The sequence below is a fragment of the Gilliamella sp. B3367 genome (assembly GCF_026536825.1).
GTDB lineage: Bacteria > Pseudomonadota > Gammaproteobacteria > Enterobacterales > Orbaceae > Gilliamella > Gilliamella apicola_E.
Map to the genome: position 1 here is coordinate 383442 of NZ_JAFNNJ010000002.1, position 13867 is coordinate 397308.

Consider the following 13867-nt stretch of genomic DNA (forward strand, 5'->3'; position numbering starts at 1 on the left):
ATTATTATTCTCTTAATAGGGCATTGAAACGGTTTTGTAAAGCAATAACACACTTGCTTACAATGTTTGTTATATCTTCTTCTTCTAGTGTACGTGATTTGTCTTGTAAAATCAAACTGATAGCAAGGCTTTTCTGATCTTTATCTATGTTTTCACCTTGATATACATCAAATAAATTAACTCTTACAAGTTGTTCACCACCAGCATGTTTACACTCAGAAATAATATCTGCTGCTGGTATTGTGTTAGATACAACTACAGCAATATCTCGCTTATTAGACGGATATTTAGATAACTCATGAGCAACTGGTACTCTTTTATCATTAATTTTATCTAAATTTATTTCAAAAACAAGCGTTTTACTATTTAAAGATAATTTTTTTTCAATTTCTGGATGTAAAACACCAAAATTACCAATAAGCTCGCCATTCAAGTAAATAGCAGCACTTTGTCCAGGATGTAATGCATCAAGCTCTGATTTCTGATATACAATTTTTTCATTACAACCTAAAAGAGAAAATAGTAACTCTAAGTCCCCTTTCAAATCATAAAAATCAATATTTTGTTTAGGTAATGACCAATGCTCTTCATAAAGAGTGCCAGTAAGAACACCAGCAAGCATCAATTCCTGGCGAACACCAAATTCACATGAATCATCTGGAATAAAACGTAAGCCTGTTTCAAATAATCTCATCCGAGATTGTTGACGATTTTGATTATATATTACAGCATCTAATAACCCTGACCATAATGATAAACGCATAACAGACATTTCACTCGAAATAGGATTAGGTAATGTAATATGATGCTGCTCTGGGTGAAGAAGTTGTTGAATTTTAGGATCAACAAAACTATAAGTCACCGCCTCTTGATAACCTTTATCTACTAATAAATTTTTTACTCTAGACAAAGGGACTATATTTTCAGGTTTTGGCTTCATTACAGATTCTATTTTCAGATTCACATTAGGAATATTGTTATAGCCATAAATTCGAGCAACTTCCTCAATTAAATCCTCTTCGATTTGCAAATCAAATCGCCAACTTGGTGATTTAACAGTCCAAACATTTTCATTATAAGAAACTTCACAGCCCAATCTAACTAAAATGTCTGTAATTTTTTGAGTTTCAATTACATAACCTATAATTTGATCCACTTTATGTCTACGTAGTTGAATTGTAGCTTGAGAAGGAAGCTCTTTTTCGTTTGTAATTTCAGAGATAGGACCTACATCACCACCACAAATATCAACAATTAATTGAGTTGCTCTTTGCATAGCAGATAATTGTAAATAAGGATCAACACCACGTTCATAACGGTGAGAAGCTTCAGTGTGTAAACCATATTCACGAGCTTTACCAGTTATTGCCAATGGTGCAAAAAAAGCTGATTCAAGGAAGATATCTTTTGTGGAAGTTGTTACGCCAGATTTTTCTCCCCCCATAATACCAGCCATTGCTAATACTTTTTGATGATCGGCAATAACGAGTGTTTTATCGTTTAGTTTGACTTCATTCCCGTTTAATAAAACAAGTTTTTCATCTTGATGAGCATAACGAACAATGATTCCTGAATCGATTTGCGCCAAATCAAATGCGTGCATCGGATGACCTAATTCTAATAACACATAATTAGTAATATCGACAATGGCATCAATTGAGCGAATACCACCACGGCGTAATTTCTCTTTCATCCAAAGTGGTGTTGTTGCATTAACATCAATATTTTTTATTACTCGACCAAGATAACGTGGCGCAGCTTTAGGTTCATTTATTTCAATTGACACAGTATCAGCAATAGTTGCTGGAACACTTTCAATATTAAGTTGTTTCATTGGAATATTGTTAACTGCAGAGATATCTCGGGCAACACCAATGATACCAAAACAATCAGCCCGATTAGGCGTAACACTAATCTCAATCATAACATCATTAAGATTTAGATATTCTCGGATATCTTGCCCTAAAGGTGCATCATCAGGCAATTCAATAATGCCACTATGATCTTCAGATATTCCTAATTCAGAGTAAGAACAAAGCATACCTTCTGAAGGTTCACCACGTAATTTGGCGGCTTTAATTTTAAAATCGCCTGGTAGAACAGCCCCAATTGTTGCACAAGCAACAGTTAAACCCTGACGACAATTTGGTGCACCACAAACAATATCCAGTAATTCAGGCTTGCCAATATCGACTTTAGTTACACGGAGCTTATCGGCATTAGGATGTTGTTTACACTCAACTACCCTTCCAACAACGACACCTGAAAAATCACCAGCAACTTTTTCAACATCATCGACTTCTAGTCCAGCCATGGTTAATTGATCGGCTAACATTTCGCTACTAATTTCTGGATTGATCCATTCACGTAGCCAACTTTCACTAAATTTCATGTTTTGATCTCCAGAATTAATTAAATTGTTTTAAAAAACGTAAATCGTTTTCAAAGAAAGAACGCAAATCAGTGACACCGTAACGCAACATAGTTAACCTTTCAATTCCCATACCAAAGGCAAAACCATTATATATTTCAGGATCTATTCCAACATTACGTAATACATTAGGATGAACCATACCGCATCCTAAAACTTCTAACCATTTGCCATTCTTAGCCTTGATGTCCACTTCTGCTGAAGGTTCTGTAAATGGAAAATATGCAGGTCTAAATCTAATTTCCATATTATCCTCAAAAAAACAATGAAGAAAATCATGCAATAACCCCTTCAAATGGGTAAAACTTACATTTTTATCTATCAATAACCCTTCCATTTGGTGAAACATTGGCGTATGCGTTTGATCATAATCATTACGATAAGTTCTACCTGGAGCAATGATTCGGATTGGCGGTTTTTGATTTTCCATTGTTCTTATTTGAACTGTAGAAGTTTGTGTGCGTAATAAACGTTTTGCATCAAACCAAAATGTATCGTGATCAGCACGTGCAGGATGATGAGCAGGAATATTTAATGCATCAAAGTTATGATAATCGTCCTCGATTTCTGGTCCAGTCTCAACAACAAAGCCCAGTTCTCCAAAAAATTCAACTAAACGATTAATTGTCTTAGTAACTGGATGTAAACCACCTAATTCTAGCGACTTACCTGGTAATGTAATGTCAATTGTTTCATTTGCTAATTTTGCATTAAGAGCCTGACGCTCTAAAAAGTTACGCTTCTGATTTAATAACTCAACAACTTGTTGCTTAGCATCATTAATTTTCTGACCTACAGCGGGGCGTTCATCAGCGGGAACATCACGTAAAGAAGCCATCTGCATTGTAAAATAGCCTTTTTTACCAAAATATTCCACTCGAATTTGTTCTATGGCATTAATATCATTAGCATTTTCAATAGCGGATTTGGCATTGCTTACCAGTTCAACTAATTGAGACATACAGTTCTCCTGCTTATTGTTTATTACATAAAAAAAGCCTCTTCTGAGGCTTTTATAATTATTTTTCGTTTTTTATTTGCCTCACGAACGAATAGCATTATTGAAGCTAAAAAAGAAACGAAAAATAACTAAATTCATAATTAACTCTTAAATAATCTTTTTATAAAACATAAAAGCCGAGATAACTCGGCTCTTATAAAGCTATTAAAGTGCAGCTTTTGCCTTTTCAACTAATGCAGCGAATGCATTTTTATCAAATACTGCAATATCTGCAAGGATCTTACGATCGATTTCAATTGAAGCTTTCTTTAAACCGTTGATGAAACGACTATAAGAAAGACCACATTGACGAGCAGCAGCATTGATACGTACAATCCATAATTGACGGAATTGACGTTTACGTTGACGACGGTCACGATAAGCATATTGTCCTGCTTTAATTACTGCTTGGAAAGCAACACGATATACACGTGAACGAGCACCATAATACCCTTTTGCTTGTTTTAAAATTTTCTTGTGACGTGCACGAGCAATAACACCACGTTTAACACGAGCCATAAACTATATCCTCTAAAAAATTAATCAATAATTAAGCGTATGGAACACACGCCACTACTAAACCTAAATCGCCTTTTGACACAGTAGTCAAACCACGTAAATGACGTTTACGCTTAGTTGATTTTTTAGTTAGGATATGGCTCTTGTTAGCTTGTTTATGCTTAAAGCCACCAGAAGCTGTTTTTTTAAAGCGCTTTGCTGCGCCTCTTACAGTTTTAATTTTAGGCATTTTATAAATTTCCACTTCGCATTGTTAATAAAAATAAAATAATGGTGTAATTTTTAGAAACTAAAAATTAACTTGAAAAACCATTACTTTTTCTTCGGCGCTAACACCATAATCATTTGACGACCTTCAATCTTAGTTGGATAAGATTCAATAACCGCCAAATCAGCTAAGTCTTCTTTAATGCGGTCAAGCATTTCAATACCTAACTGTTGGTGAGCCATTTCACGTCCACGAAAACGCAACGTAACTTTGGCTTTATCGCCATCTTCAAGAAAGCGTATCAGGCTGCGGAGTTTTACCTGATAGTCGCCTTCGTCTGTACCAGGTCGGAATTTAATTTCCTTAACCTGAACAACCTTTTGCTTCTTCTTCTGTTCTTTTGTTGCTTTACTCTTTTCATAGAGGAATTTGCCATAATCCATAATTCGACAAACAGGTGGCTCTGCATTAGGACTTATTTCAACTAAATCCAACGTTGCTTCTTCAGCTTGTTTTAAAGCTTCATCTAAGCTAACAATACCGAGCTGTTCACCATCGACGCCGGTTAACCTCACCTCGCGAGCTGTAATCTCATCGTTAATTTTGTGCGCGCGTGTTGACTGAATTCGCTTACTGACTTTAATATCTCATTCCTCCAAAGTAATTTATCATTAATTCATCTGTTCTAATGAACGACTATGAATTTCATTAAGCAATAATTCTATAACATGTTTCACTTCAAAGCTACCAAGATCTTTACCTTGGCGTGTTCTAACTGAAATTGTTCCTGATTCCATTTCTTTGTCTCCACAAACAAACATATAAGGAACACGTTTTAGAGTATGCTCACGAATTTTAAACCCTATTTTCTCATTTCTCAAGTCTGCTTTTGCTCTAATACCAACTTTTTGTAATTGGCTGGTTAATTGTTTCGCATAATCAGCTTGATTATCGGTAATATTGATAACGGCAACTTGTAATGGTGCTAACCAAGTTGGGAAGAATCCTGCACAATCTTCAGTCAAAATTCCCATAAAACGTTCCATCGAACCTAAAATCGCTCGGTGAATCATAACTGGAACATGACGTTCATTATCTTCACCTACATAAGTTGCATCTAATCTTTCTGGTAACATAAAGTCGAGTTGGACTGTACCACATTGCCATGCACGGCCTAAGCAATCATGAAGCGTAAATTCAATTTTTGGCCCATAAAATGCACCTTCGCCAGGTAAATACTCAAATTCAATACCATTTTCAGTTAAACATTCTGCTAAATCTTTCTCGGCTAAGTCCCAAGTTTCATCTTTACCAATACGTTTTTCAGGACGAGTTGATAATTTAACAGTGATGTCTTTGAAACCAAATGTGCTATACATGTCATAAACCATTTTGATACAGTTATTAACTTCACTGCGGATTTGGTTTTCAGTACAAAAGATATGTGCATCATCTTGAGTAAAACCGCGAACACGCATTAAACCATGTAATGAGCCTGACGGTTCGTTTCGGTGACAACTACCAAACTCAGCCATTCTTAGTGGTAAATCGCGATAAGATTTTAAACCTTGATTGAAAATTTGAACGTGCCCTGGGCAGTTCATCGGTTTAATACAGTATTCACGATTTTCAGATGAAGTAACAAACATCAACTCTTTATAGTTACCCCAGTGACCTGTTTTTTCCCATAAAACCCGATCCATCATAAATGGACCTTTCACTTCTTGATAATCGTATTCTTTTAGTTTAGTGCGAACAAAAACCTCAAGCTCACGGAAAATAATCCAGCCATCATTATGCCAAAACACCATACCTGGTGCTTCTTCCTGCATATGATACAAATCTAGCTGTTTACCAATTTTACGATGGTCTCGCTTAGCTGCTTCTTCTAAAAATTGTAAGTAACTATCAAGTTGTTTTTTATCAGCCCATGCTGTGCCATAAATACGTTGTAACATTTTATTATCACTATTACCCCGCCAATATGCTCCAGCAATTTTTTGTAATTTAAAATGATGGCAAAAACGCATATTCGGCACATGTGGCCCGCGGCACATGTCAATATATTCTTCATGGTGATAAAGTGCAGGAGTAGAATCTTTTGGAATATTCTCATCTAAAATAGCAATTTTATATGGTTCATGACGCTCCCAGAATACTTCTCTAGCACGTTCCCAACTTACTACTTCTTTTATAACTTCATAATCTTTCTTAGCCAATTCATGCATACGCTTTTCTAGAGCGTCAAGATCTTCCTGAGTTAGAGAGTGATCTAAATCGACATCGTAATAAAAGCCGTTATCAATCGTTGGACCAATTGCCATTTGCGTATTTGGCCAAAGTTGTTTAATTGCATGTCCTAACAAATGAGCGCAAGAGTGACGAATTATTTCAAGCCCATCTTCATCTTTTGATGTAATAATAGATAAAGTTGAATCTTGCTCAATTAAATCACAAGCATCTTTACGTTCACCATTTACTCGCCCAGCAATACATGCTTTGGCAAGACCAGCTCCAATACTTTGAGCAACTTCTAAAACAGTAACAGGCTTATCAAATTGACGTTGACTTCCGTCAGGAAGAGTAATAATTGGCATAATAAATCCTTATAACAGTGGTGCGCCACACGAAAGCGCACATGCGTACATAAAAAATAGTTGTGTATACTACCACTTATCTTAAGGATTTTAAATAGAATATCGAGGGTTTATCACAGATTTTATTATAATAATTTAATAACACTTAATTAGTCATAATTAATTATAAATAGCTGAAATAAAACATAGCCAGCAAAAAAATATTATATATAATAATATAATGTATTAAGATAAATATGTTTAACTACATAATATATAAAGGAATATGAAAGTAATGCATACAAAACATTTTATCGCTATTTTATCTTTATTAACTTTAATTGTAACTGGATGCCAATCTCATCGTAATAGTGATGTTGCATCATCAAATACTGTTACAGAAAGTGCTAATAAAAGCTTAGGGACTCAATGGGGAGATGGCATTGAATCGCGTGTTCAACAAGTAAGTATGAAACGTACCGGTTTTTACCCTATTGATGTTATTACTATCAATTATTCAGCACATCAATATAATGGAAAAGCAATTTCAGAAGTTATGTTGAATAATGGTAGAGTTGGTATGGCTTTCCTTGATGATCGTGGCAAAAAATGGCCATTAACTAAGCAAAATAACAACGTTAAGTTACAAGGTAAAGTAGGACAAAGCTACCGATTATTCTATCGTAATTACTCTTCTAATACCTATGAAATTGTAGCAACTATTGATGGATTAGACGTTATTAATGGTAAAGCTGGTTCATTCTCAAACAATGGCTATATTTTAAGACCACATGACACACTTGTGATTGAAGGCTTCCGTAAAAGTAATAATGAAGTAGCTGCTTTTACTTTTTCTGACAGCTCTAGTGCTTATGCTAATCATAATAGTGAAGGTTCAGCAACAAATATAGGTGTAATAGGCACGGCAATATTTCAGTTAGAAGATAATAGTAGAAACTATCAAAAATTAAGTCCAAATGCTTTTCCTGCTGATAATGGTAATTATGCCAAACCTCCGGTTTATTAATTTATGATTAATCATCTTTCCGTCAACATTGTTGACGGAATAGATCTGATACATTTTACATAAAGTCCCTTTTAAATTAAGTTAAAAGACAAATTATATTTTTAAAAATAATTCTCTACTTTTAAATGGTTTTGCACCAACATAAGGTTTTAACGCCATCCTGGTAAAACGTTTTGCCGCTTTAAGTGTATCGATATTGTGAAATTGCCTTTTCCCTAAAGCTAAGACTTCTTCACCAGTGAAAGCGGTACTATTTTGTAACAAACTACAAATAAAACCTTTTTCTGAAATATATTGATAATGCATAGATTCAACAATATCGTCACCTGTTGCACTGCAATGAAAAAAATCAACGTGATAGCCCAAATTTTCAAGTAAGGCCAATTCAAATGCTCGTAACACGTTTTCAGCAGGAACTTGTTGGGCTAATTGTTGTATACTTGCTAGATAATCATCAAACAACGTAGTTATTTCGGTTTCGGCGACTAAAACACGGTGTAATAGTTCATTTAAATAAAAGGCGCTATATAAATAAACAGAAACAAGAGGTAAAGTAAGGGAAACAGCCTCAACTTGACGTAAAGTTTTTATTTCTCCATGACCTGAATATTGAACAATTAGTGGAGTAAAAGGTTGTAAAACACCTTTTAATGCAGAGCGTTTACGCCTAGCACCTTTTGCTAAAATGGTTATTTTCCCAACATTTTCAACGAATAAATCGACTAGCAAACTGCTTTCACTGTATGTTCTGGTATGTAATACAAATGCTCTTCGCCAATTTTCCATCTAACCTGCCCATCAATTAAAATATTACTTTTTTTGATCAATAATAGAGATTGCTTAAAATTTGAGTGATTTTATACAATTTTAACCTGAAATATTCTTAAAAATCCTATATAATAGATAACTATATATGGGATAACTAAAAGAGTAGCTATGGAACTATTTTCAACAATATTACTAATAGTATTAATTGTATCACTTTCTGGTGTCATTATAAAAATGTTACCAATACAGATCCCATTGCCTCTAATGCAAATACTACTAGGTAGTATTCTTGCCGCATTAGGTATTTATTTAGAGTTTAACTCAGACCTATTTCTTGTACTGTTCATTCCTCCTTTACTATTTGCTGATGGACGTAAAACTTCTGTAAAAGATTTTGTCCATAATGTACGAGAAATTGTAGGGCTAGCCTTGGTTCTAGTGGTTATATCAATTGTTGCTCTGGGTTACTTACTACATTGGATGCTACCAGATATTTCAATGCCAGCCGTATTTGCATTAGCAGCAGTATTATCACCTACCGATGCCGTCGCACTTAGTGGTATTGTCGGTAAAGGACGAATTGAAAAAGAGAAGATGGAAATCATTGAAGGTGAAGCCTTAATGAATGACGCTTCTGGCCTTGTTTCCTTAAAATTTGCACTTGCAATTGCAGCGGGTGCATTTGAATTCAACTTATTACAAATCAGTATATCCTTCTTCGTGGTTGCTTTAGGTGGATTAGCTGTTGGGGTGATATTCACTTGGTTATATGCTCGTATTTTGCGTAAAATAAACCAACTAACAAACAATGATCCCGCAATCCAAATCGTACTATTATTCTTACTACCATTTGCCGCTTATATCATTGCTGAAGAATGTCACTGTTCCGGTATTTTAGCTGCAGTAAGTGCTGGTATGACAGTTAACCACTCAGGAATGATGCGTAATGCCCCTTTAACAACTCGCTTACAATCTGATAGTGCATGGTCAATGTTAACGTTCGTATTCAATGGATTTGTTTTTGTTCTATTAGGTATTCAGCTTCCAAGTATTTTAAAAAATACATTTGCTGAAAACCAAACCGATGCATCAATTGAATTATGGCAACTATGCTTAATTGTATTGTTCGTTTTTATAGTATTAATGGGCACTCGATTTGCTTGGCTTTGGGCTATGAAAAAAATGCCAACAATGCCATTTGGCACAAAGCGTCCATTAGCATTTAATTCATATACCACACGTGATTTATGGATATCTACTTTTGCTGGTGTCCGCGGAGCGATAACACTAGCTGGTGTATTATCTATTCCAATAACCATTGCGGGCAGATATCAACTCGTATTTATTGCTGCTGGTATTATATTAGTATCATTAATATCCGCTATTATCATGTTACCAATTTTATTACGTGGTAGCGTGATCTTGGATAATTCCGAACAAGACAACGAAATATTAACCGTAAAAGGACAAATGGCTGAAGAAGCTATCGTTAGTCTTGAAAAAATGCAAACTAGCCTTTTACAAGAAACGTCTGAAGAAGGCCTAGATCAAGAAATTATCCACGAAGTTGGTTCACGTGTTATAGGTTCATTAAGACGTCGAACTGGCTTAAAAGATTTAGAACAAAAAGCTCTTGAAGCTGAAAATCTAGAAAGACGTATGCGTTTAGTCGCAATTGGGGCGGAGCGCACCGCATTACTTCAAATGAAAGTTCGTGATGAAGTTAGTGAAGAAGTTTTCGAGCATCTAAATACCGATTTAGATATTTATGAGAAGATGATCTCTGGAGATGCGTAAATGATTGGCAATAAACACCAATTTCTAGGAAAAATTCATTCACAATTTGTCGATAAAGCGCCACAAATGTTGGGTATGACATTACAATGTATACCCTTTAGCCTTAAAAAAAGAGCTATTGAACAATTATTACAATTGCAATTCAAACATTCACTTGAAGATGGCGAGCTAGATTTTTTAGAAAATCGTTGGCTCAAAATCCAAGTTATCGATCTTCAATTAGTCTGGTTTGTCAGCTTAATTGATAACAAACTTGTGGTTAGCCGCGAAGAAATACCTGATGTAAGCTTCATCGGCAATGCCAATGACTTAATAATGATAGCAACTAGACGGCAAGATCCTGATACATTATTCTTTCAACGTCGACTCATTGTTGAAGGCGATACTGAATTAGGGCTCTATGTGAAAAACTTGATGGACTCGATTGAAATCGAAGCTATGCCAAGGTTCTTAAGATTAACTCTCGAAAAGCTAGCTGATATCATCGAAAGCGCACCCAAAGACTAAAAATTCTATTAAATAACTTCAAGAAAGGGAATTGATAATTCCCTTTTTACTAACTTAAAGAACTTTCCGTTTATACTTAAAATTCATATTCAAATTTAATTATTTAATGTAAATAAACGTATTTTTATTGGATGACTATCATTTAATAAATTATTATAGAAACTAACGTTGGAAAAAATTCATTCAACGTAAATATTACCTTCCTACCCTATCTCTTACACATATGATTCATAACGTAATTATGAAGGAGAGAGCCACATATGAATAATATAAAAAAAGCGCTACTATTTTTTATTTTTCTTGTTTTCGCATCGCAAGGATATTGTTCCGAGTTCTATAACCGAAAAGAAGGTGATTATATTATTGAAAAATTTAAATTTAATGATGGTAACACAATTCAAAATTTGAAAATTCATTATGTCACTATCGGCGACCCTAAAGGAAAGCCAGTATTAGTTTTACATGGCACAACTGGCAATGGAGATTCAATGCTTAATGACAGTTTTGGTCATGCCTTATTCGATAAAGGAATGCCGTTGGATGCTGAAAAATATTTCATAATATTGCCTGATGCTATTGGTACAGGCCAATCTTCGAAACCCTCTGACGGTTTGAAAGGAAACTTTCCTCATTATGATTATACAGACATGGTTAATGCTCAATACCTACTTTTGAAAAAAGGTTTAAATATAGATCATCTTGAACTTATTATTGGTAACTCGATGGGTGGAATGAATACATGGCAATGGGTAACTATGTATCCTAATTACATGAAAGCAGCAATTGCAATGGCAGCAACCCCTGCGCCAATGTCTAGTCGAAATTGGATAATGAGAAAGATGATCATTAATTCAATTAAAGACGATCCTGATTGGAATAATGGCTTTTATAGCAAACAACCTGAAAAATTCCAAACTGTTTATAATTACTACGATATCGCGACTAACGGAGGTGATATTGCCTGGCAAAATAACGCTTATAACACCCAGAAAACAGAAGAAATATTAGCAAATAAGTTAAAAGAACGAACAACAATGGACGCGAATGATTTTTTATATCAATGGGATGCAGCCAGAAACTTTGATCCAACAAAAGAGCTAACAAAAATTAAAGCATTTATGTTAGTTATCAATTCAGAAGATGATGAAAGAAATCCACCAAACACAGGTTTAATGGAAAAAGCCCTCAAGGATGTTGTTGCTGCTAAATATTATCTAATTCCAGCAAGTGATAAGACCCGAGGTCATGGTACAACCATGAATGCTGAATTATGGATAGAAGAGTTAAAAATATTTCTAAAAGAACTCGATAATTATTACTAATTTAGGAGGATTAGAAAAGTGAATATATTATTATATTCACTTTTTTATTTGAGCTTATCTTCCAATAATTTTATTTTATCCCACATTACTCTCATTAAATCTGATATAATATAAAATATATAACTATCGATATTTAGTTAATATTTTTCAATATCAGACTTAAATATCATCCTAAAGCCGATAAACAAAACAGCTTGATTTAATAAATTAAAATACAAAAAATTATAAAATAATGAAAAATAATTCACAGCAGATAACCTTTTATTTTCACGATTATGAAACTTTTGGCATAAATCCAGCTTTAGATCGCCCTGCTCAGTTTGCTGGTGTTCGAACTGACAGTGATTTTAATATTATTGAAGAACCTTTAGTCATCTATTGTCAAATAGCCCAAGATTATCTTCCCAACCCTGAAGCTGTGCTAATAACTGGAATAACACCACAAAAAGTAAATCAACAAGGTATATGTGAAGCCGAATTCACCAAACAAATACATGAAGCATTTAGCCAACCTAACACGTGTATCTTAGGCTATAATAATATTCGTTTTGATGATGAAGTGACTCGCAACATCTTATACCGTAACTTTTATGACCCTTATGCTTATAGTTGGCGAAACGGTAATTCAAGATGGGACCTACTAGATGTTGTCCGAGCTTGTTATGCATTAAGACCGGAAGGGATTAATTGGCCAATAAATGAATCTGGTTTCCCTAGTTTTCGATTAGAAGATCTCACTAAAGCTAATAATATTAAACATGAACATGCGCATGATGCTATGTCTGATGTCTACGCCACCATTGCGATGGCAAAATTAATTAAGCAAGTACAACCAAAGTTATTCAATTACTTCTTCACACTACGTAATAAAAATAAAGTTGTCGAGCTTATCGATATTGCCAACATGACGCCAATAATTCACGTTTCTGGCATGTTAGGTAGTTATCGCGGTAACATGTCATTAGTTAGCCCTATTGCATGGCACGCAAATCAAAAAAATGCAGTGATTGTTTGTGATCTTACTGGAGATATCGATTCACTGATTAATTTACCAGTCGAAACTATTCGAGAGAAACTCTACACTAAAACTGAAGATCTTGATGTTGATGAACAACGTATCCCATTAAAACTAATTCATATTAACAAATGCCCAATCATTGCGCCATTGAGTACACTATTACCCGATAATGCAAAGCGTTTTGATCTTGATAAACAAAAATGCTTAGAAAATCAACAAAAACTACTGGAAAATCAAAGTTTATTACAAAGTAAAATGCGTGAACTATTTGTCATGGATAATGAATACTCAAATAACAATAGTGATGTCGATGCGCAAATATATGCAGGCTTTTTAAATGGAAATGATTTATTAAATTGTGAAACGATTCGAACTACTCCCCCCCAATTATTAGATAGTTTATCGTTAACTTTTGATGATCCAAGATTAGCAAAATTACTGTTTCGTTATAAAGCTAGAAACTATCCAGAAACGTTAACTGAACAAGAGTTACGAATCTGGCAAGATCATTGTCGTGATAAACTAGATGCAACTAAAGTTCAAGATTATATGCAAACCCTTGAACAACTTGCTGAGATTTATATACAAAAACCTGAAAAGCTGGCATTACTAAAACAACTATATCAATATTGTCATTATTTAGTTGGATAATTAAATGTTACGGGCGTATCATATACGCCTGTTCAAAGTACAA

Annotated in this window: 12 protein-coding genes; 5 read left to right on the forward strand and 7 right to left on the reverse strand. The window is 34.4% G+C overall.

Annotated features, from left to right (window positions below; all coding sequences use genetic code 11):
* Window positions 1–4: 4 nt before the first annotated feature.
* The 6 genes from pheT to thrS all read right to left on the reverse strand — a co-directional run bounded on the left by pheT (window position 5) and on the right by thrS (window position 6755).
* Entirely contained in the window at window positions 5–2392 is a 2388-nt protein-coding gene (gene pheT / locus J3U23_RS04775; RefSeq protein ID WP_065734109.1) for a phenylalanine--tRNA ligase subunit beta, read from the reverse strand.
* 16 nt (window positions 2393–2408) lie between these two features.
* Window positions 2409–3392, reverse strand: coding sequence for a phenylalanine--tRNA ligase subunit alpha (gene pheS, locus J3U23_RS04780; protein ID WP_065562101.1), 984 nt, complete (start codon window positions 3390–3392; stop codon window positions 2409–2411).
* Window positions 3393–3596: 204 nt separating this feature from the next.
* The gene (gene rplT / locus J3U23_RS04785; RefSeq protein ID WP_024496189.1) at window positions 3597–3950 is read right to left on the reverse strand and encodes a 50S ribosomal protein L20; all 354 of its coding nucleotides are present in this window, start codon (window positions 3948–3950) and stop codon (window positions 3597–3599) included.
* A 31-nt stretch (window positions 3951–3981) separates the two neighbouring features.
* The gene (rpmI, locus tag J3U23_RS04790) at window positions 3982–4179 is read right to left on the reverse strand and encodes a 50S ribosomal protein L35 (RefSeq protein ID WP_034882133.1); all 198 of its coding nucleotides are present in this window, start codon (window positions 4177–4179) and stop codon (window positions 3982–3984) included.
* Between the two features lie 83 nt (window positions 4180–4262).
* Window positions 4263–4802, reverse strand: coding sequence for a translation initiation factor IF-3 (infC, locus tag J3U23_RS04795; protein ID WP_065562102.1), 540 nt, complete (start codon window positions 4800–4802; stop codon window positions 4263–4265).
* A 27-nt stretch (window positions 4803–4829) separates the two neighbouring features.
* Window positions 4830–6755 carry a threonine--tRNA ligase gene (gene thrS / locus J3U23_RS04800; protein ID WP_065562103.1) on the reverse strand — a complete coding sequence of 642 codons (1926 nt, stop codon included), beginning with the start codon at window positions 6753–6755 and terminating at the stop codon, window positions 4830–4832.
* A 274-nt stretch (window positions 6756–7029) separates the two neighbouring features.
* Here thrS and J3U23_RS04805 point away from each other — a divergent pair, with 274 nt between their 5' ends.
* The gene (locus J3U23_RS04805; protein WP_267338650.1) at window positions 7030–7761 is read left to right on the forward strand and encodes a hypothetical protein; all 732 of its coding nucleotides are present in this window, start codon (window positions 7030–7032) and stop codon (window positions 7759–7761) included.
* A gap of 93 nt (window positions 7762–7854) precedes the next feature.
* Here J3U23_RS04805 and recO read toward each other — a convergent pair whose 3' ends face one another.
* Window positions 7855–8547 (reverse strand): DNA repair protein RecO, encoded by a 693-nt coding sequence (gene recO, locus J3U23_RS04810; protein ID WP_065734106.1) that lies wholly within the window; start codon window positions 8545–8547, stop codon window positions 7855–7857.
* Between the two features lie 150 nt (window positions 8548–8697).
* Between recO and J3U23_RS04815 the strand changes: the two genes are divergently transcribed.
* The 4 genes from J3U23_RS04815 (at window position 8698) to sbcB (ending at window position 13824) form a co-directional block, all read left to right on the forward strand.
* The gene (locus tag J3U23_RS04815) at window positions 8698–10326 is read left to right on the forward strand and encodes a Na+/H+ antiporter (protein WP_065562106.1); all 1629 of its coding nucleotides are present in this window, start codon (window positions 8698–8700) and stop codon (window positions 10324–10326) included.
* Window positions 10327–10833, forward strand: coding sequence for a ubiquinone anaerobic biosynthesis accessory factor UbiT (ubiT, locus tag J3U23_RS04820; RefSeq protein ID WP_267338651.1), 507 nt, complete (start codon window positions 10327–10329; stop codon window positions 10831–10833).
* A 260-nt stretch (window positions 10834–11093) separates the two neighbouring features.
* A complete protein-coding gene (locus J3U23_RS04825) occupies window positions 11094–12155 on the forward strand; it encodes an alpha/beta fold hydrolase (RefSeq protein WP_267338652.1) in 1062 nt (353 codons plus the stop codon).
* 232 nt (window positions 12156–12387) lie between these two features.
* A complete protein-coding gene (gene sbcB, locus J3U23_RS04830; RefSeq protein WP_267338653.1) occupies window positions 12388–13824 on the forward strand; it encodes an exodeoxyribonuclease I in 1437 nt (478 codons plus the stop codon).
* Window positions 13825–13867: the final 43 nt, after the last annotated feature.